Raw genomic sequence first — 17,809 nt, 5'->3', positions numbered from 1 at the left:
CGGACCGCCGGGATCGCCTGGTCGGCCGACGGAGGGGGTCAGCCGACGAACGACTCCAGCTCGGCGCGGTCGGGCGGGCCGTCGCGGTGGATGAGGGCCTCGATCTCCTCCATGCGGTCCCAGACGTTGACGGCCATGCCGGCCTCGACGCGGCCGTCCTGGAGCCAGAACGCGACGAGCTCGCGGTCCGGGACGGAGCCGGAGACCACGACCTCGTCGTAGGCGTCCGGGCCGGCGACGAAGCCGAGGTACTCCATGCCGACGTCGTACTGGTCGGAGAAGAAGTAGGGCAGCTCGGGGTAGGGGGCGGTCGCGCCGAGCATCGCGCGCGCGGCGTGCGGGCCCTGGTGGAGGGCGGTCGCCCAGTGCTCGACGCGCAGCGACCGCCCGTAGCGCGCCGACGGCACGCTGGCGATGTCACCCGCGACGAAGACGTCCGGGTCGGTGGTCTGGAGCGTCGCGGACGCGACGACGCCGCCCGTCGCGGAGTCGAGGGCGAGCCCGGCGTCCCGCGCGAGCCCGACGTTCGGGACCGCACCCACGGCGACGAGCACGAGGTCCGCGTCGACGTGGGTGCCGTCGGCGAGGTCCACCCCCGTGGCCCGACGACCGTCGCCGGAGATGCCCGTGACCTGCGCGCGGCGGTGGAGGTGCACCCCGTGGTCGGCGTGGACCTGCCCGTACAGCTCACCCATCTCGGGCCCCAGCACGCGCTCGAGCGGGTGGGTGCCGAGCCCCATCACCGTGACGTCGAGGCCGAGCGTGCGGGCGGACGCCGCGACCTCCAGCCCGATCCAGCCGTCGCCGACGACCCCCAGCCGCCCGACGCCGTCGTCCCGGGCCGCGCGCAGCGCCGCGGCCAGGGCGTCGCTGTCGTCGAGCGTCCGCAGCTCGTGCACCCCGGCCAGGTCGCCGCCGGGCAGGGGGATCCGGCGCGGGTCCGAGCCGGTCGCGAGCAGCAGCTTCTCGTACGACAGCGCGCGTCCGTCGTCGAGCGTCACGCTCCGTCCGGCGAGGTCGAGCGCGGTCGCCTGGGTCCCGGTGAGGAGCTCGACGTCGTGCTCGGCGTACCAGTCGGTCGCGAGCGGGAACACCGCGTCGCGCTCGGCCTCGCCGCGCAGGTAGTCCTTCGACAGCGGCGGCCGCTCGTACGGGCGGTGCGGCTCGCGCGCGACGACGATGATCCCGCCGTCGTAGCCCTCCGCGCGCAGCGTCTCGACGGCCTTCGCCGCGGCGAGCCCACCTCCGACGACGACGTGACATCCAGCGCTCATGGCGACCTCCGCGGTGGTTCGGGACAGCGGGACGGCCTCAGTCTCGCGCGAACCGGGTCGCACCGCCGGGGGAGCGGCGGGCGCGAGAACGACGAGAGGCCCGGGATCCTCGCGGATCCCGGGCCTCTCGGCTGGTCGGGGTGACAGGATTTGAACCTGCGACCTCTTCGTCCCGAACGAAGCGCGCTACCAAGCTGCGCCACACCCCGGTTGCTGGCCTACGTGACGGTCGACGAGGAGACCTCGTCTTCCCCGCAGGAAGCCTGCCCAGAATAGCCGACGAAGTGCCGTGCCACGAAACCCGATCCCTGCCACCCCGACGACACCCCCCTCGACCCCCCCAGCCCGCGCCCGTCGAGCACGGGGTCGGCGACCGGAAACTCGGGATCGCGGTCGCTGACCCCGTGCTCGGCGGAGCGGTGGGGAAGGGGGAGCCGTCAGCGCGACGTCAGGGTGAGCAGCGTGGCCTCGGGGCGGCACGCGAACCGGACCGGCGCGTAGGGCGACGTGCCCGCGCCGGCGGAGACGTGCAGCCACGTCGAGTCCTGACCGCCCGCGGCGTCGGGGCGGGGGCCCGGCCAGCCGTGCAAGCCCTTGGCCCGCTTGCGGTCGATGTCGCAGTTCGTCACGAGCGCGCCGAACCCGGGCACGCAGAGCTGCCCGCCGTGGGTGTGGCCCGCGAGGACGAGCTCCGCGCCGTCGTCGTGCATCTGGTCCAGGACCCGCCGGTAGGGCGCGTGCGTGACACCGAGCCGGAGCACGCCGCCCTCCGGCGGGGCGGCCGGAGCCTGCGACGCGGGCGCGGGGAAGACGTCGCGGTCGAGGTGCGGGTCGTCGACGCCCACGAGGTCGAGGCGGACGCCGCCGACGTCGAGGGCGTCACGACGGTTCGTCAGGTCGACCCACCCGGCGTCGCGCATCGCACCGGCCATCTCGGCTGCGGGCAGGAGGCGGGCCTGCGACGCGAACGGCAGCCGGGCGTCGGGCAGGAGGTAGCGCGCCGGGTTCTTCGGGACGGGGGCGAAGTAGTCGTTCGAGCCCAGGACGAACGCGCCGGGCACCGCCAGGAGCGGGGCGAGGGCGTCGAGCAGCGGCTCGAGCGCGTCGACGTGCGCGAGGTTGTCCCCGGTGTCGACGACGAGGTCGGGCTCGAGCTCGGCGAGCGAGCGCACCCACTCGATCTTGCGCCGCTGGGTCGGCACGAGGTGCAGGTCGGAGACGTGCAGCACCCGCAGGGCGCGCGAGCCGGGCGGCAGGACCGGGACGGTCGCCTCGCGGAGCGTGAAGAGCTTCGTCTCCACGTGCGCGTACGCGACGCCCGCCACACCGACGGCGGCCAGCGCCCCGAGCCCGCGCAGGGCCCGGCGCGCCCCGTCGGCGCTCAGCCGTTCCCCCCGCCGCCGAGGCTCTCCAGCCACGCGCCGAGGTCGCTCTCGCGGCCCGCGCCGTTGCTGCGGTCGCCGCGGTCGCCGCGGCCGCCGTCGGCCTCGTTGTCCGGCTGGTCGTCGTCGGGCTGGTCGCCCCCGGGCTGCTGACCGCCCTGGTCGCCGCCGTCCTGGCCGCCCTCGGGCGTCGAGGGGGTGCGCGGCGGGGGCTTCGGGGCGTTGACGCGGCCCCAGTCCGGCTCGGGGAACCCGGGGGCGGGCTGACCGGCGAGGATCTGGTTCATGTAGTCGCGCCACGTCGGGGCGGCGAGGCTCGAGCCGTACCAGTACGGGCGCGTCTTCCCGTTGATGGTGAAGCGGCCGTTCATCTCGACGTCGTTCTCGGCGTTGCCGATCCACACGGCGGTGGCGACCTGGGGCGTGTAGCCGATGAACCACGTGTGCTTGTTGAGGTTCGCGGTGCCGGTCTTGCCGGCGGCCGGCCGGCCGTCGGCGAGCGCGTTGCCGCGGCCGGAGCCCTGGGTGAGGACCTGCTCCAGGGCGTACGTGACCGTGTTGGCGACCGCGGGGTCGATGGCCCCGGGCTGGCAGTTCGCCGACGGGACGGGGAGCTCCTCGCCGTCGCCCGCGACCACCTTGGTGATCGCGATCGGCTGGCAGTAGGTGCCGCCCGCGGCGAACGTCGCGTACGCCGCGGCCATGTGCATCGGCGACGAGTTCTGGGTGCCGAGGATCATCGAGGGCACGATCTCGATGTCGGTGTTGTCCTTCGACGACGGCGTGAAACCGGCCGCCTTCGCGGTGTTCGCGACGCCGCAGAGGTCGAGCTGGGAGGCGATGGTCGTGTAGGCCGTGTTGACCGAGTTGTACGTCGCCTTGAGCACTGTCATCGAGCCGCTGCCCGGGCCGTCGGAGTTCGCGGGCGTCCACGGGTCGTTGCCGAGACGCTTGCAGCTCGCGCGGAAGTCCCGGCTGCCGATCCAGGTGCGCTTGTTCGCGTTGACCGTGTCGTAGAGCGAGTGCCCCTCCTTGAGCCACTCGGCGAGGACGAACGGCTTCCAGGTCGAGCCCGGCGAGAACCCGCGGGAGCCGCCGTGCGCCTCGTCGGTGCTGTAGTTCACGGCCGTCGTGTTGGGGGCAGGGTCCTGCGTGTTGTCGAACGCGCGGTTCTGCGCCATCGCGAGGATCTTGCCGGTCCCCGGCTCGATCGACACGATCGCGTCCTCGATCTGGCTCGGGTCGTCCGCCGGGACGGCGGCCGCCGCGTGCTGCTCCGCGGCCGCCTGCATGTTCGGGTCGAGCGTCGTGTAGATGTCGAGCCCGCCGCGGTACAGCAGCGCCTCGCGCTCGGCCTTCGTCTCGCCGAACACCGGGTCCGACATGATGATCTTCGTGACGTAGTCGCAGAAGAACGCGGAGCCGCCGGACGCCTGGCAGCCCGCCTCGAGCGGCTGGACGGCGAGCGTGTCCGCGATGGGGGTGGCCAGCCCGGCGTCGTACTCCTCCTTGGTGATGTACCCCTGCTGGTACATCGTGTTGAGGACGACGTTGCGGCGGTTCTGGGCCTTCTCCGGGTCGGCCGTCGGGTCGTACGTGGACGGCGCCTTGGTGATCCCGGCGATCGTGGCCGCCTGGAGGTAGTTCAGGTCCTTGGCCGAGACGCCGAAGTAGTGCCGCGCCGCCGTCTCGACGCCGTACACGGAGCGCCCGAACTGCGCGATGTTGAGGTAGCCCTGGAGGATCTCCTCCTTGCCCATCCTCTTCTCGAGCGAGATGGCGAGCTTCGCCTCGCGCGCCTTGCGCCCGAGCGTGTCGGCCTTGGCCTCGTGCTGCGCCATGACGTCGCCGTCGCGCACGGCCTGCTCGATGAGGACGTTCTTCACGTACTGCTGCGTCAGGGTCGAGGCGCCCTGCGTCGAGCCGCCCGTGAGGTTGTTGACGAACGCGCGCGGGATGCCCTCGACGTCGACCCCGCCGTGCTCCCAGAAGCGCTTGTCCTCGATCGCGATGACCGCGTTCTTCATGGGCTCGGAGACCTGGTCCAGCGGGACGACGATGCGGTTCTCCGTGTAGAACGTCGCGAGCCGCGTCGTGCCGTCGTTCGCGTAGATGCGCGACTGCTCGGACAGCGGGCCCGGCTCGAGGTCGGCCGGCAGCTCGTCGAACACCTCGACGGCGGTGTCCGTCGCGGTGTTCGCCCCGGCGGCCAGCGGCACGAGGAGCCCGGCCGCGAGCACGCCGCCGACGCCGGAGACCAGCACGAACGCCAGGAAGAGGGCGACGAGCTGGTACGCGTTGATCTGCCGGCCGCGAGGACGCACAGGGGAAGCCATGGTGCCAACCCTACGGGAGCAACCCCGGGAGAGGCCCGGAAAGCCGCCTCTCCCGGGTGTGCGGGTTGTGTAAGCATCCCGGGACGGCGCGTCCGTCCGGCCGCGCCGCGTTCCGCGCCGTCCGACTACGCTCGCCCCATGGCAACCACGTGGGAGTACGCGACCATCCCCCTCATCATCCACAACACGAAGGCCGTCCTCGACCAGTGGGGCTCCGACGGCTGGGAGCTCGTCCAGGTCGTGACCGGCCCGGACGGCAACGGCCTCGTCGCCTACCTCAAGCGCCCCACCGGGGAGAAGTAGTGACGGGCGTCCCCGCCGGGACGGTCGCCGCGCGCCTCGCGGAGCTCGGGATCACCCTCCCGCGGGTGGCGGCGCCGGTCGCCGCCTACGTCCCCGCGGTGCGCTCCGGCCGGTACGTCCACACCTCGGGCCAGCTCCCGTTCGTCGACGGCGCGCTGCTCGCGACCGGCAAGGTGGGTGACGGCGAGGGCCTCGTCGCGCCCGCCGACGCCGCGGACCTCGCGCGCGTGTGCGCGCTCAACGCGCTCGCGGCCGTGCACGACGTCGTCGGGAACCTCGACGACGTCGTCCGGGTCGTCAAGGTGGTCGGGTTCGTGGCGAGCGACCCGTCGTTCACGGGCCAGCCCGGCGTCGTGAACGGTGCGAGCACCGTCCTCGGCGAGATCTTCGGCGAGGCCGGGGTGCACGCGCGCAGCGCCGTCGGCGTCGCGGTCCTGCCGCTCGACGCCCCGGTCGAGGTCGAGCTCGTCGTCGAGCTGGCGGACTAGCCCGCGACGCCCGCACGAGAACGGGGTCGGCGACCGGGTCCGTGAGGATCCGGTCGCCGACCCCGTTCTCGTCGGCATCTCGGCCGGCGTGGCCGGTCAGCGCGCGCGGCGCTCCAGGCGGTCCATGTCGAGCAGGACGACGGCCCGGCCCTCGCGGCGGACCCAGCCGCGCGTCGCGAAGTCGGCGAGCGCCTTGTTCACGGTCTCGCGCGACGCGCCGACGAGCTGCGCGAGCTCCTCCTGCGTGAGGTCGTGCGCGACGCGGATGCCCTCGTCCGTCTCCTCGCCGAAGCGGGTCGACAGGTCGAGGAGCGCCTTGGCGACACGGCCCGGCACGTCGGAGAACACGAGGTCGGCCAGCGTCTCGTTCGTGCGGCGCAGGCGGCGCGCGAGGGCGTTGAGCAGGTGCTTGGCGACGCTCGGGTGCTTCTCGATCCACTCGACGAGCTGGTCGTGGCCGAGCTCGTAGATCACGGAGTCGGCGACGGAGCTCGCGGTGGCGGTGCGGGGGCCCGGGTCGAAGAGCGAGAGCTCGCCGAACATCTCGCCGGGGCCGAGGATCGACAGGAGGTTCTCGCGGCCGTCGTTGGAGCGGCGCCCCAGCTTGATCTTGCCGCTCGCGATCACGTAGAGGCGGTCGCCCGGCTCGCCCTCGCGGAACAGCACGTCTCCGCGCGAGAGCTCGATCTGCTGCATCGACTCGAAGAGGGTGCGCGTCTCGTCCGCGTCCATCGTCGCGAACAGGGGGGCGGAGAGCACAACGTCGTCGTCCACGCGGGGTGTCCTATCGTCTCGTCCTCGGAAATGTTCCAGGACAAGTCTGCCCTACGGCTGCAACTCGGGTGTCAGGGGCGGCGGCTACGGTGGGTTTCGTGACCACCACCGAGCAGGCCCGCGCGCGGGCCCCGAAGCCCGAGTCGCACCTCGCGCTCGTGCGGCGCGCGCGCCGCACCAACCGTGAGCTCGCGGTCACCTACCCGGACGCGCACTGCGAGCTCGACTTCACCACGCCGCTCGAGCTGCTCGTCGCGACGGTCCTCTCGGCCCAGACGACGGACAAGCGCGTGAACCTCACGACGCCCGCGCTCTTCGCGCGCTACCCGGACGCCGCGGCCTACGCGGCGGCGGACCGCGCCGAGCTCGAGGAGATCCTGCGGCCCACGGGCTTCTTCCGGGCCAAGGCGCAGTCGGTCATCGGGATCGGCCAGGCGCTCGTCGAGCGGTTCGACGGCGAGGTGCCCGCCCGCCTGGAGGACCTCGTCACCCTGCCCGGCGTGGGGCGCAAGACGGCGAACGTCGTGCTCGGGAACGCGTTCGGCGTGCCGGGGCTCACCGTGGACACGCACTTCGGCCGCCTCGTGCGCCGCCTGGGGTGGACCACGGAGGAGGACCCGGTCAAGGTCGAGCAGGTCGTCGGCGGGCTCATCGAGAAGTCGGAGTGGACGATGCTCTCCCACCGGCTGATCTTCCACGGCCGGCGGGTGTGCTTCGCGCGCAAGCCGGCGTGCGGCGCGTGCACGATCGCGCGGTGGTGCCCGTCGTTCGGCGTCGGCGAGGTCGACCCGGTCAAGGCGGCCGCGCTCGTCAAGACGAGCTGAGGGTCTCGCGCGGACGGCCGGGCGAGGGCGCGGTCAGCCCGCGGGCCGCTGCGTCGTGGGGAGCCAGTCCAGGAGCAGGTCCGTCACGGTGCCCGGGGCCTCCTCGGGGAGGAAGTGCCCGGCGTCGTCCACGACCTCGAACCGGAAGTCCCGGGCGAGCGCGGCGCCGTCGGCGTCCGCGAGGTCGCGGCGCAGCAGCCCGTCGCGCGCCGCGTGCACCTGGAGGGCGGGGACCTCGACGGGGTGGCGGAGCGCGGCGAGGAAGCGGCGCCCGTCGGGCCGGGGGGTGGAGCGCACGGCCCAGCGCAGCGACTCCATCGCGGTGTGCGCCGCGAACGGGATGCGCATGACGGTGCGGTAGGTGTCGACGACGTCGGGCGCGAAGGGCTGCGCGGCGCCCGTGGCGAGCACGTCGGCCACGAGGTCGCCGCGGACGAGCGCGCGCTCGGGCAGCGTCGGCACCTGGTAGAACGCGAGCTGGCGCTGCGCGGCGGGCGTGAGGAGCCGTCGGGCCGACGTGTGCAGGCGTGCGGGGTGCGGCGCGGAGAACGCGGCGACCCCGGCCGTCACGGCGGGCTGGAGCGCAGCCATCGCCCAGGCGAGGCTGCCGCCGGTGCCGTGGCCCACGACGACCGCGCGCCCCGACCCGAGCGAGCGGATCACGCCGGCGATGTCACGTGTGCGCGTCGGGGCGTCGTAGCCGATCGGCGGCTTGTCGGACGCCCCGACGCCCCGCACGTCCATCGCGGCGACGCGGTAGCCCGCGGCGGCCAGCGGCTCGAGCTGGTGCCGCCACGCCCACCAGAACTGGGGGAACGAGTGGAGCAGCACGACGAGCGGCGGGCCGGGGTCCCGCACGCCGCGGTCCTCGGGACCGGCGAGCGCCACGTGGAAGCGGGCCCCGTTGGCCGGCACGAACTCGTGGCGCCAGGGGCCGTCGAGGAGGGCGGACGTGAAGTCGGAGGGGTCGGGCGTCACCCGGACGAACCTACCGGCGTCCCGGACCCGCTGTCGGCCGACGACCCGGATCCGGCGCCCGCGGCGTCCGCTCCGGACGTCTCCGCGGCCGCCGCGGGACGGCGGTCCTTCGGCGGGTCGAACCGGTAGCCGACGTTGCGCACCGTGCCGATGAGCTGCTCGTGCTCCGGCCCGAGCTTGGCGCGCAGACGGCGCACGTGGACGTCGACGGTGCGCGTGCCACCGTAGTAGTCGTAGCCCCAGACCTCCTGGAGGAGCTGCGCGCGGGTGAACACGCGGCCCGGGTGCTGGACGAGGTACTTGAGGAGCTCGAACTCCTTGTACGTGAGGTCGATCGGACGGCCGCGCAGCCGGGCGGTGTAGCCGCTCGCGTCGATCGCGAGCTCGCCCGCCGCGATCTCCTGCGGTCCGTCCTCGGCCGGTCCCCGCGCGGAGCGCTCGATGACGAGCCGGAGCCGGGCCTCGACCTCGGCCGGTCCGGCGCCCTCCAGCAGGAGGTCGTCGGCACCCCACTCGGCGGTCACCACGGTGAGCCCGCCCTCGGTGAGCACGAGCACGAGCGGGACCGTCAGGCCCGTGGCGTGCAGGAGCCGGCACGTGGTGCGGGCCGCGACGAGGTCGCGGCGCGCGTCCAGCAGCACGACGTCGGAGTCCGGTGCGTCGACCAGCGCCGACGGCTCCATGGGCAGGACCCGGATGCGGTGCGAGAGCAGGCCGAGCGCGGGCAGCACCTCGACGGAACCGCCAGTGGCGGGGGTGAGGATGAGCAGGTCGGCCATCCGGCACCTCCTTCCGGGTCGCGGGGCGCGGGCGGCGCCCCCGGGCGTCGACGCGTGGCGACCGGGCGGGACGGACCTCTACGGGGCACGCCACGTCGTCGGCCACGTCCGCGGTCCGTGGACGGTTACCGTATCGCGTGCCGGCCGCCCGCACGGTGCGTGTCTCACATCGCGCGCGTCCGCCCTCGCCGGCCGGTGACAGCGCTGCCCGGCGGCGACGCCGCAGCCCGCTCGTGAGACGGCCGCCCGGCCGCCGCCCGGCCGTCGACAGGGAGCCGGTGAGCGGCCCGTGGCGAGTCTCTGCGACACTCTGAGGCGTGCTGCACGACCCGACGCCCTCCCGCGACCCCCGAACGGGGCGCTGACCGCGTGGACCTCTCGACCCGTGCCGTCGTGACGGCATGCCTGGCGGCGGTCGTGGCCGTCGCCGCGTTCTTCGGCCCGCTGCCGCTCACGATCGCGTCGGGCGCGCTGGCGCTGGGCGTCGCGATCGGCTGGCCGCGGCTGCTCGACATCCCCGTCCACGGCGGGACCCGGGTCGTCATCGCGATCGCCGGGCTCGGCGCCGTGGCCGCGACCGCCGCGACGCACGGGGAGCCCGCGCTGCGCCACCTGCCCGTCGTGCTCGCGCTCTCCGTCGTCCTCGCGTTCGTCGCCGAGCTCCTGCGGCGCGACGGCCGTCCGCGCCTGGTCGAGTCGCTCATCGGCACGGTGAGCGGGATCGTCGTGGCGACGTCGAGCGCGGGCTGGATCGCCGCGGGCCGCACCGACGCCGGCGAGTCCCTCGTCGTCACGACGGCGGTCGCGCTCGCCGTGGCGTCCGCGGTGTCCGCGCTGCCGCTCGGCGGCTGGCTCAACGCCGCGCTGACGCTCGGCCTCGCGGTGCTCGCGGGCGGCGCCGTCGGCTACGTCATGCCCGACCTCGAGCTGCTGGGCGGCGTCTGGGCGGGGGTCGTCGCGGGCCTGCTCGTCGCGTCGCTGCACGCGCTCTTCGACCAGCTCCCCGAGCTGCGCGGCCGTCTGGGCGCGTTCTCGGCGACCGCCCTGCCCGTCGCCGTCGGCGGGACCCTGATCTTCGTCGTCGGCCGGGTGATCGTCGGGTGACCCCGTCGCCGCTCGCCGTCGTGCTGCTCGTCGTGACCCTCGTCGCGACGGCCGCGCTCGGCGTGTGGTGGCAGCGCCGCCAGGGCGTCGTGCGGGCCGCGCGGGGGAGAGGGCCCGCGTCGCCCGCGGCCGGCGCCGCCGGGCCCGCGCCCGTGGACTGGGCGGCGCACGGCGTCGCGCTCGCGGAGCGCCGCACGTTCGTCCAGTTCTCCGCCGAGCTCTGCGCGCCGTGCCGCGCCACCGCCCGGGTCCTGCGCGACGTGAGCGCCGCGCACCCGGACGTGACGCATCGTGAGATGGACGTCGACGACCACCTCGACCTGGTGCGAGCATTCGGCATACTGCGCACGCCGACCGTCCTCGTGCTCGACGCGGAGGGCCGCGAGGTCGCCCGCGCGAGCGGGGGCATGAACCGCGCCCAGGCGCTCGCGGCGCTCGCCGTCGCGGACCCGGGCGCGCGGCCCGCGAGCGTGCCAGGCAGCTGACCGCCGTCTCCGACGGCCCGACCGGAGGAGACCCGAGTGAGCGACCAGGCAGGCCCGGAGGCCACCGTCACCGAGCCGGGCGGCGCGCCCGCCGGCATCGACCCGCGCGGGCCGCGCGCGGGGGCGGGCATGACGGCCGTCCTACTCGCCGTGGTGATCCTGCTCTGGACGTCGCCCGCGGCGCTCGTGCTGCTCGCGGTCGTCGCGGCGAGCTTCCTGCTCGGCACCGTCCGCGGCGCGCAGGGCACGTGGCAGGCGGCCGTCTATCGGCTGGTCCTGCTCCCGCGCATCGGCCCGACGACGGAGCGCGAGGACCCGAGGCCGCCGCGGTTCGCGCAGGCGGTGGGCCTCGTGATCACCGGTGCCGGGGTCGTGCTCGGCCTGATCGGCGTCGCGGGCGCCGTGCCGGCCGCGGCGGCGCTCGCGCTCGTGGCCGCCGTCCTCAACGCCGCGTTCGGCCTGTGCCTCGGGTGCGAGCTGTACCTGCTGCTGCGCCGGGTCGCGCCGGCCCGCTGACGGCCCGGCGCGCGCCCGCCCCGCAGGCGAGCGGCCGCGGGCCCGGCTCGCTCAGTAGACGAGCGCCTGGGCACCCTCGCGCAGCGCCTCCTCGACGAACACCGCCGCCCCCGCGATGCGCACGCCGGGCAGGACGTCGGCGGCCGTGATCCCGCGGCGCGCCGCGCACTGCGTGCAGACGGTCAGCGTGCCCGCGGCGAGGACCGCGTCGAGCAGGTCGGGCAGCGGCGCCGCGTGCTCGAGCTCGAGCTCCGCCGCGCGGCCCGGCACCCCGAACCACGCCGCCTCGCCCGTGAGCCACACGCTCACCTCGACGCCCGCCGCGACCGCGGCGGCGGCGACGGTGAAGGCCTGGTTCGCGGCCTCGGGCCGGTCGAGCCCGGACGTCGTCTTGACGACGAGCGAGCGGGAGCGGGGGGCGGCGGCAGGGAGCGAGGAGTCGGTCACGCGGCCGAGCGTAGCCCCGCGGGTGACCACGGCCACGGCGTGCCGGTGCCGTCCGGCCGGTAGGATCGCCCGCATGAGCCCGCACACTCTCGAGCTGATCTTCCTCGGCCTGCTCCTCGCGGCGACGGTGACCATCACGTGGTTCGCCGGGTACGTCGTCTACAAGCTCTTCAAGGGCCAGCGCTGACGTCGCCGCGCGGGGCCCGTCCCCGCGCGGGCGCCGCATGTCGCCCGACTCCGAGAGGTGGTCGCTGATGCCGTTCGAGTTCCCCGAAGGCCTCGCTCCCGAGGTGTACCCGCTCGCCTGGCTCGTCGGGAGCTGGCGCGGCGAGGGCGTCGTCAAGTACCCGGGCATCGAGGAGACGCCGTTCGTCCACGACGTCGTGTTCGACCACGACGGCGGCCCCTACCTGCGCTACGAGTCGACGCTGCGCGTCCTCGACGCCGCGGTCCCCGAGACGGTGCCCGCGGAGGGCGAGTGGCCCGAGCGTGACGAGGCCACCCTCGACGCCGCGGCCGCCGCGTCGCCCGTCTGGTCCACGGAGACCGGCTACTGGCGCGTGTCGACCGACCGGCCCGAGGGCCTGGAGGACGACCGCCACCCGCTCGAGGTCCTGGTCGCCGACCCGGCGGGCCGCGTGTCGGTGTACCTGGGCGCCGTCGGCAACGGCCGCGTGGACCTGGCGAGCGACCTCATCGCGCGCACGTCCACCGCGTCCGAGGTCACGGCCTCGAAGCGGCTCTACGGGTTCGTCGAGGGCCAGCTCCTGTGGGTGTGGGAATTGGCGGCCTTCGGTCAGCCGTTGCAGTCGTACGCGTCCGCGAAGCTGACCCGGCGCCCGTCGGCCTGACGCAGGCCACCGGGCGGCCCGAGGGCCCGCCCGGCCCGGACGCGTCGACGAAGGAGGACCACCCGTGACCACCGGTTACACCAGCCCGCTCCTGTCCCGCCACGGCGCCGTGCCCGCGACGGGCCCCGACGAGGGCGTCGCCTGGCACTACGGCGACCCCACCGGGGAGCAGCGCGCGCTGCGCACGGGCGGCGCCGTCGTCGACCAGTCGCACCTGGGCGTCGTCACGGTCACGGGCCCGGACCGGCTGAGCTGGCTGCACTCCATCACGTCCCAGGACCTCACGGACCTCGCGCCGCGCACCTCGACCGAGCTGCTCGTGCTCTCGCCGCAGGGCCATGTCGAGCACGCGGCGTCGGTCGTCGACGACGGCACCACGACGTGGCTCGTCACCGAGCGCGCGCACGCGGCCGACCTCGCCGCGTGGCTCGACCGCATGAAGTTCATGCTCCGCGTCGAGATCGCCGACGCCACGGACGAGTGGGCCGCGCTCGGCGAGCCGGTCGACGCCGAGGGCGCCGAGGACGAGCCCGTGACCTGGCGCGACCCGTGGCCGCGCGTCCTCGCGGGCGGCACGCGGTACGGCCCGCCCGAGGACGAGCACCCGGGCCGCGAGCGCCCGTGGCGGCTCGTGCTCGTCCCGCGCGCGGAGCTGGCCGACGCCGTCGCGGCGCGCGAGGCCGCCGGGTGGCGCCTCGTGGGCACGTGGGCGAGCGAGGCCGCGCGCGTCGAGGCCTGGCGCCCGCGCCTCGCGACGGAGGTCGACCACCGGTCGATCCCGCACGAGACCGACTGGCTGCGCACCGCCGTCCACCTGCACAAGGGCTGCTACCGCGGGCAGGAGACCATCGCGCGCGTGCACAACCTCGGGCGTCCGCCGCGGCGCGTCGTCATGCTGCACCTCGACGGCTCGGGCCACCTGCTGCCCGCCCCGGGGGCCGAGGTCACGCTCGACGGCCGCGCCGTCGGGTCCGTCACGTCGGTCGCGCGCCACCACGAGCTCGGGCCGATCGCGCTCGCGGTCCTCAAGCGGAGCGCGCCGGTCGACGCCGAGCTCCTCGTCGACTGCGACGGCGGCGCGATCTCCGCGGCGCAGGAGGTCGTGGTGCCCGGCGAGGGCGTCTCCGTCGACCGTCCGGCCGCGCGCGGTCCCGTCGGGCGCGGCGTCACGCCGCGCGGCGAGGGCGCACCCACGAGCATGCTGTGACGTCGGGGCCGGCGCGCGGGCAGTCCCCGGGGGCGGTCGACGTCGCCCGGACGGCGTGGCGCCGGCTCCTCCTGCGGGCCCGGGTCCGGCAGGGCGCGTCGCGCGTGCGCGTGGCGCTGTGGCCGATCCTCCAGGCGTCGGCGGCTGCCGGCCTCGCGTTCGGCATCGCCCGGTACGGGCTCGGGCACACGGCCCCCTTCTTCGCGCCGGTCTCCGCGTGGATCTGCCTCGGCTTCAGCCAGGACCGTCAGCTCCGCCGCGTGCTCGAGCTCGCGGTGGGCGTCGCGATCGGCGTCGGCCTGGGGGACCTCGTGGTCCACGCGATCGGGTCGGGCTGGTGGCAGGTCGCCGTCGTCCTCGCGGTCTCGGCCCTCGCCGCACGCTTCATCGACCGGGGCGCGATGCTCACGACGCAGGCGGGCGTGCAGGCCATCGTCATCGTCGGGCTGCCGGCCGCGCAGGCGGGCGGCCCGCTCGGGCGGTGGACGGACGCGCTCGTGGGCGGCGCCGTCGCGCTCGCCGTCGCGGCCCTCACGCCGGGCGACCCCCGACGACGACCCCGCCTGCTCGGGTCCGAGGCGACGTCGGAGCTCGCGGGCGTGCTCGACGTGCTCGCGCGCGGTCTGCGAGCGCGCGACCCCGCGGACCTCGACGCGGCGCTGGTCAAGGGCCGGGCGTCCGAGGGCGCGCTCGAGGAGTGGCAGTCGTCCGCGACCTCCGCGCGCGAGCTCGCGCGCGTGAGCGCCGCCGGGCTGCGGCACCGGGACGAGCTGGGCGGGCTCGAGCGGCAGGCGGTGCTCGTCGACCGCGCGATGCGCAGCGTGCGCGTCCTGGCGCGGCGTGCGCGGCCGGTCGCGAGCGGCCCGGACCACCACGAGCTCGACGCCGTGGCGGACCTCGTCGCCCGGTTCGGCGCCGGGGTGCACGTGCTCGCCGAGGCCGTCGGCGCGGGGCGCGACCCGGCGGTCGCGCGCGAGGTCCTCCTCGAGGTGGCCCGCAGCGCCGACCCCCACGCGCTCGGCGACGGCGACTGGCAGGTGCAGTCGCTCGTGATGCTCGTGCGGTCACCGATCGTCGACGCCCTGGAGGCGGCGGGCGCGACGCCCGAGCAGGCGCGCGACGCGCTCCCCGAGCTCTGAGAGCGTTCGCACCCGGGACGACAGACCCCTGCACAGCGGTACCGCGGGCCGGTACGGTCGGGGCATGGAGGTCCCTGTCAGCGCGCTGCGCGCCGAGCTCAAGTCGTGGATCGAGCGGGCCAGGGACGGTGAGGAGGTCGTCATCACCGAGCGCGGCGTCCCCGTCGCCCGGCTGACCGGCGTCGCGACGGCGGACCTCGTCACCGAGCTCGTGCGCGACGGCGTCCTGGTCCCCCCGGCGGGGGAGCGCCCCGTGCACGCGGTGCCCGCGCCGGTGCTCGCCGCGGCGACGGACGGGGCACGTCCGGCGGGTCCCGACGGCCCGCGCCCGTCCGACGGCGCCCGGGCCGCCCGCGGCGGCGGGGTGGCGGCGCTCGTGCGCCGGATCCGGCGCTGAGGGGCCCGCGGTGGCCCTCGTCTACTTCGACGCGAGCGCGCTCGTGAAGCTGTGCGTCCCCGAGGCCGGCTCCGCGCTCGCGAGCCGCCTGTGGAACCGTGCGGACGTCGTCGTCACGAGCCGCCTCGCCGACGTCGAGGTCCGCGCCGCGCTCGCCGCGGGGGCCCGCGGCGGGGTCATCGACGGCCCGGCGCACGCCCGCGCGCTCGGCACCTGGGACACGCTGCGACCCGCGCTGCACGTGGTCGAGGTGTCCGGCGCCGTCACCGACCGCGCGTCGCGGCTCGTCGCCGCCGGGTCGCTGCGCAGCAACGACGCGGTGCACGTGGCGAGCGCGCTCGCCGTCGCGCACGACGACACGGTCGTGGCCGCGTGGGACCCGCACGTCGTGACCGCGGCGCGTGCCGCCGGGCTGCGCGTGGTGCCGTGGCCGCTCGCCAGACCGTAGGCTCGTGCCCGTGGGAATCTTCGGGTCGCTGCAGTGGATCGTCTACCTCCTCCTGTCGCTGGTCGTGTTCGGGACGCAGCTCTTCGCGCTCGTCGACGCGATCCGGCGGCCCGCGAGCGCGTTCACGGCCGAGGGCAAGCTGAGCAAGCCGATCTGGCTCGCGATCCTCGGGGTCGCCGCGGCGCTCGGCTTCCTCTCCATCCCGCTCGGCGGCGGGATCAACCTCGGCTTCATCGGGATCATCGCGGTCGTCGCGGCGATCGTGTACCTCGTCGACGTGCGTCCCCGCCTCCAGCCCTACGGGAACGGGCGCGGCAACGGGTCGTCCGGCCGGCCCGGCGGCTGGTGAGCGCCGCGGTGACCGACGACGTCCGCACCGGGGTCGCGCGCGCCGCCGTCCCGCTGGCCGAGGTCGTGCGCGGCGACCTCGTGGAGTCCGTCCACACGGGGCACCTCGTGCTGCTGGAGCCCGACGGAGGCACGCTCCTCGAGCGCGGCGACGCCGGCACGGTCGTCTGGCCGCGCTCGAGCGTCAAGCCGTTCCAGGCCGTCGCGATGCTGCGGCACGGCCTGCGCCTGCCGCCGCGCCTCCTGGCCCTCGCCGCCGCGAGCCACAACGGCGAGCCCGAGCACCTCGCGGGGGTGCGCGAGATCCTCGCGGGCGCCGGGCTCGACGAGTCCGCGCTGCGCAACACCCCGGACCTCCCGCTGCACCCGCCGGCCGCGCTCGCGTGGCAGGAGGCGGGGAACGGCCCGTCGTCGATCACCCAGAACTGCTCCGGCAAGCACGCGGCGATGCTCGCGACGTGCGTCGTCGCGGGCTGGGACCCGCGCACGTACCTGGAGCACGACCATCCGCTGCAGGTCGCGGTGCGCGAGACCGTCGCGGAGGCGACGGGCGTCGCCGTCGAGCACGTGACGGTCGACGGCTGCGGCGCGCCGCTCTTCTCGACGACCGTGCGCGGGCTCGCCCGCGCGTTCGGGCGCCTCGCCGCGGCCCCGCAGCACGACCCGGGTTCGGCCGAGGCCGAGGTCGCGCGCGCCATGGCGGCGTTCCCCGAGATGGTGGGCGGCACGGGACGCGACGCGACCCTCGCGATGCGCGCCGTCCCGGGCCTGGTCGCCAAGGACGGGGCCGACGGGGTGTACGGGGCCGGGCTGCCCGACGGCCGTGCCCTCGCCCTCAAGGTGCTCGACGGCGCGTCCCGGCCCCGCCCGGCGGTGCTCGCCGCGGCGCTGCGCCGTCTCGGCGCGCTCGACGTCGAGGGAACGGACGGGTCGGCGCTCGACGCGCTCGGCGACGTGCCCGTGCTCGGTGCCGGGCAGCCGGTGGGCACCGTGCGCGCGGTGCTCGACGAGCCCGGGACGGACGCGGCGCACGATGCCTCGCAGGGCCTCTCGTCCGCCGCCGCGCGGCGCGACGACGGGGGACGGCCGTGAGGGCCGTCGTGCAGCGCGTGACGCGCGCGAGCGTGAGCGTCGTGGCCGAGGACGGGACGGCGGAGGTCGTCGGCGCGATCGACCGACCGGGCCTGCTCGCGCTCGTCGGTGTCACGCACGACGACGGCGACGCGCAGGTGGAGACGATCGCGCGCAAGATCGCCGAGCTGCGGATCCTCGCGGGGGAGCGGTCCGTGCTCGACGAGGGCGCGCCCGTGCTCGTCGTCTCCCAGTTCACGCTCTACGCGGACACGCGCAAGGGTCGGCGGCCGTCGTGGAACGGCGCGGCGCCCGGTCCCGTCGCGGAGCCGCTCGTCGACGCGGTCGTCGAGGCGCTGCGCGCCCGCGGGGTCGAGGTGGCGACCGGGCGGTTCGGCGCGCACATGGCGGTCGACCTCGTCAACGACGGCCCGGTCACGCTGATCCTCGAGGCCTGACGCGTCGTCGTACGGGCTGTCCCGTACGGGGCCTGCGTACGGAGGACCGCGTACCCCGTGCGGCGGGCGTGACGCGAAGAGTGTGGGAAGCACGTAGTCCCGCGGGCCCCGCCCACGGCTACGGTCGCTCACGTCAGCCGGTCGCTCAGGCCCCGCAGGAGGCCGCACCGCCGCGCGTCCGCGCGGGTCGGCGACCGACC

General features: G+C 75.6%; 21 protein-coding genes and 1 tRNA gene. 14 read left to right on the top strand and 8 right to left on the bottom strand.

Annotated elements, in window-relative coordinates; all coding sequences use genetic code 11:
• Positions 1 to 38: 38 nt before the first annotated feature.
• From RSE42_RS16035 to RSE42_RS16020, 4 genes are all read right to left on the bottom strand, one after another.
• Positions 39 to 1,274: an NAD(P)/FAD-dependent oxidoreductase gene (locus tag RSE42_RS16035; RefSeq protein WP_415297095.1), complete on the bottom strand. Its 1,236-nt coding sequence runs from the start codon at positions 1,272 to 1,274 to the stop codon at positions 39 to 41.
• A 132-nt stretch (positions 1,275 to 1,406) separates the two neighbouring features.
• A tRNA-Pro gene (locus RSE42_RS16030) sits at positions 1,407 to 1,483 on the bottom strand.
• Positions 1,484 to 1,711: 228 nt separating this feature from the next.
• Entirely contained in the window at positions 1,712 to 2,692 is a 981-nt protein-coding gene (locus tag RSE42_RS16025) for a metallophosphoesterase (RefSeq protein WP_391512659.1), read from the bottom strand.
• Positions 2,656 to 4,992, bottom strand: coding sequence for a transglycosylase domain-containing protein (locus RSE42_RS16020; RefSeq protein WP_415297093.1), 2,337 nt, complete (start codon positions 4,990 to 4,992; stop codon positions 2,656 to 2,658). Before RSE42_RS16020 ends, RSE42_RS16025 begins: the two co-directional genes overlap by 37 nt.
• Positions 4,993 to 5,130: 138 nt before the next feature.
• Between RSE42_RS16020 and RSE42_RS16015 the strand changes: the two genes are divergently transcribed.
• The gene (locus RSE42_RS16015; protein WP_021481786.1) at positions 5,131 to 5,295 is read left to right on the top strand and encodes a hypothetical protein; all 165 of its coding nucleotides are present in this window, start codon (positions 5,131 to 5,133) and stop codon (positions 5,293 to 5,295) included.
• The gene (locus RSE42_RS16010) at positions 5,295 to 5,783 is read left to right on the top strand and encodes a RidA family protein (RefSeq protein ID WP_021481785.1); all 489 of its coding nucleotides are present in this window, start codon (positions 5,295 to 5,297) and stop codon (positions 5,781 to 5,783) included. The genes RSE42_RS16015 and RSE42_RS16010 overlap by 1 nt, the downstream gene beginning before the upstream one ends.
• A gap of 96 nt (positions 5,784 to 5,879) precedes the next feature.
• On the opposite strand, the gene RSE42_RS16005 is transcribed toward RSE42_RS16010, so the two are convergent.
• A complete protein-coding gene (locus RSE42_RS16005; RefSeq protein ID WP_021481784.1) occupies positions 5,880 to 6,557 on the bottom strand; it encodes a Crp/Fnr family transcriptional regulator in 678 nt (225 codons plus the stop codon).
• Between the two features lie 98 nt (positions 6,558 to 6,655).
• Here RSE42_RS16005 and nth point away from each other — a divergent pair, with 98 nt between their 5' ends.
• A complete protein-coding gene (nth, locus tag RSE42_RS16000) occupies positions 6,656 to 7,381 on the top strand; it encodes an endonuclease III (RefSeq protein ID WP_043654712.1) in 726 nt (241 codons plus the stop codon).
• A gap of 33 nt (positions 7,382 to 7,414) precedes the next feature.
• Here nth and RSE42_RS15995 read toward each other — a convergent pair whose 3' ends face one another.
• The gene (locus RSE42_RS15995) at positions 7,415 to 8,359 is read right to left on the bottom strand and encodes an alpha/beta fold hydrolase (RefSeq protein ID WP_043654714.1); all 945 of its coding nucleotides are present in this window, start codon (positions 8,357 to 8,359) and stop codon (positions 7,415 to 7,417) included.
• Complete coding sequence (locus tag RSE42_RS15990) at positions 8,356 to 9,138, bottom strand: winged-helix domain-containing protein (RefSeq protein WP_061267987.1); 783 nt, start codon at positions 9,136 to 9,138, stop codon at positions 8,356 to 8,358. Before RSE42_RS15990 ends, RSE42_RS15995 begins: the two co-directional genes overlap by 4 nt.
• A 369-nt stretch (positions 9,139 to 9,507) precedes the next feature.
• Here RSE42_RS15990 and RSE42_RS15985 point away from each other — a divergent pair, with 369 nt between their 5' ends.
• From RSE42_RS15985 to RSE42_RS15975, 3 genes are read left to right on the top strand one after another with little or no spacing between them, the layout of a single operon-like run.
• Positions 9,508 to 10,242, top strand: a complete 735-nt coding sequence (locus RSE42_RS15985) for a hypothetical protein (protein ID WP_043654716.1) — start codon at positions 9,508 to 9,510, stop codon at positions 10,240 to 10,242.
• Positions 10,239 to 10,727, top strand: a complete 489-nt coding sequence (locus RSE42_RS15980) for a thioredoxin family protein (RefSeq protein WP_415297089.1) — start codon at positions 10,239 to 10,241, stop codon at positions 10,725 to 10,727. The genes RSE42_RS15985 and RSE42_RS15980 overlap by 4 nt, the downstream gene beginning before the upstream one ends.
• 36 nt (positions 10,728 to 10,763) lie before the next feature.
• Complete coding sequence (locus RSE42_RS15975) at positions 10,764 to 11,243, top strand: DUF4395 domain-containing protein (RefSeq protein WP_076404531.1); 480 nt, start codon at positions 10,764 to 10,766, stop codon at positions 11,241 to 11,243.
• A 51-nt stretch (positions 11,244 to 11,294) separates the two neighbouring features.
• Here the strand turns inward: RSE42_RS15975 and RSE42_RS15970 are convergent, their stop codons facing one another.
• On the bottom strand, positions 11,295 to 11,690 hold the full coding sequence (locus tag RSE42_RS15970) for a DsrE family protein (RefSeq protein ID WP_415297087.1): 396 nt from the start codon (positions 11,688 to 11,690) through the stop codon (positions 11,295 to 11,297).
• A gap of 254 nt (positions 11,691 to 11,944) precedes the next feature.
• On the opposite strand from RSE42_RS15970, the gene RSE42_RS15965 reads away from it, so the two are divergent.
• From RSE42_RS15965 to dtd, 8 genes are all read left to right on the top strand, one after another.
• Entirely contained in the window at positions 11,945 to 12,541 is a 597-nt protein-coding gene (locus RSE42_RS15965) for an FABP family protein (RefSeq protein WP_043654723.1), read from the top strand.
• Between the two features lie 64 nt (positions 12,542 to 12,605).
• The gene (locus RSE42_RS15960; protein WP_043654726.1) at positions 12,606 to 13,748 is read left to right on the top strand and encodes a YgfZ/GcvT domain-containing protein; all 1,143 of its coding nucleotides are present in this window, start codon (positions 12,606 to 12,608) and stop codon (positions 13,746 to 13,748) included.
• On the top strand, positions 13,745 to 14,887 hold the full coding sequence (locus RSE42_RS15955) for an FUSC family protein (protein ID WP_168945272.1): 1,143 nt from the start codon (positions 13,745 to 13,747) through the stop codon (positions 14,885 to 14,887). Before RSE42_RS15960 ends, RSE42_RS15955 begins: the two co-directional genes overlap by 4 nt.
• A gap of 64 nt (positions 14,888 to 14,951) precedes the next feature.
• Complete coding sequence (locus RSE42_RS15950; protein ID WP_396050433.1) at positions 14,952 to 15,284, top strand: type II toxin-antitoxin system prevent-host-death family antitoxin; 333 nt, start codon at positions 14,952 to 14,954, stop codon at positions 15,282 to 15,284.
• Between the two features lie 10 nt (positions 15,285 to 15,294).
• A complete protein-coding gene (locus RSE42_RS15945) occupies positions 15,295 to 15,732 on the top strand; it encodes a type II toxin-antitoxin system VapC family toxin (protein WP_043660314.1) in 438 nt (145 codons plus the stop codon).
• A gap of 10 nt (positions 15,733 to 15,742) precedes the next feature.
• A complete protein-coding gene (locus RSE42_RS15940) occupies positions 15,743 to 16,081 on the top strand; it encodes a DUF2516 family protein (protein ID WP_308200541.1) in 339 nt (112 codons plus the stop codon).
• A gap of 8 nt (positions 16,082 to 16,089) precedes the next feature.
• Positions 16,090 to 17,172, top strand: coding sequence for an asparaginase (locus RSE42_RS15935; RefSeq protein ID WP_415297083.1), 1,083 nt, complete (start codon positions 16,090 to 16,092; stop codon positions 17,170 to 17,172).
• The gene (gene dtd / locus RSE42_RS15930) at positions 17,169 to 17,609 is read left to right on the top strand and encodes a D-aminoacyl-tRNA deacylase (protein ID WP_409141882.1); all 441 of its coding nucleotides are present in this window, start codon (positions 17,169 to 17,171) and stop codon (positions 17,607 to 17,609) included. The genes RSE42_RS15935 and dtd overlap by 4 nt, the downstream gene beginning before the upstream one ends.
• Positions 17,610 to 17,809: the final 200 nt, after the last annotated feature.

Origin of the sequence: Cellulosimicrobium sp. SJTW-1 (genome assembly GCF_047716875.1) — a bacterium.
Taxonomy (GTDB): domain Bacteria; phylum Actinomycetota; class Actinomycetes; order Actinomycetales; family Cellulomonadaceae; genus Cellulosimicrobium; species Cellulosimicrobium funkei.
The sequence above is the reverse complement of the archived record's forward strand: the minus strand, read 5'-3'. Positions and strand labels throughout refer to the sequence as shown.

What these genes read in the sequence shown, in the direction of transcription:
- RSE42_RS16035 (WP_415297095.1), bottom strand. Translation starts at nt 1,274, where the DNA reads ATGAGCGCTGGATGTCACGTCGTCGTCGGAGGTGGGCTCGCCGCGGCG.
- RSE42_RS16020 (WP_415297093.1), bottom strand. Translation starts at nt 4,992, where the DNA reads ATGGCTTCCCCTGTGCGTCCTCGCGGCCGGCAGATCAACGCGTACCAG.
- RSE42_RS16015 (WP_021481786.1), top strand. Translation starts at nt 5,131, where the DNA reads ATGGCAACCACGTGGGAGTACGCGACCATCCCCCTCATCATCCACAAC.
- RSE42_RS15990 (WP_061267987.1), bottom strand. Translation starts at nt 9,138, where the DNA reads ATGGCCGACCTGCTCATCCTCACCCCCGCCACTGGCGGTTCCGTCGAG.
- RSE42_RS15965 (WP_043654723.1), top strand. Translation starts at nt 11,945, where the DNA reads ATGCCGTTCGAGTTCCCCGAAGGCCTCGCTCCCGAGGTGTACCCGCTC.
- RSE42_RS15950 (WP_396050433.1), top strand. Translation starts at nt 14,952, where the DNA reads ATGGAGGTCCCTGTCAGCGCGCTGCGCGCCGAGCTCAAGTCGTGGATC.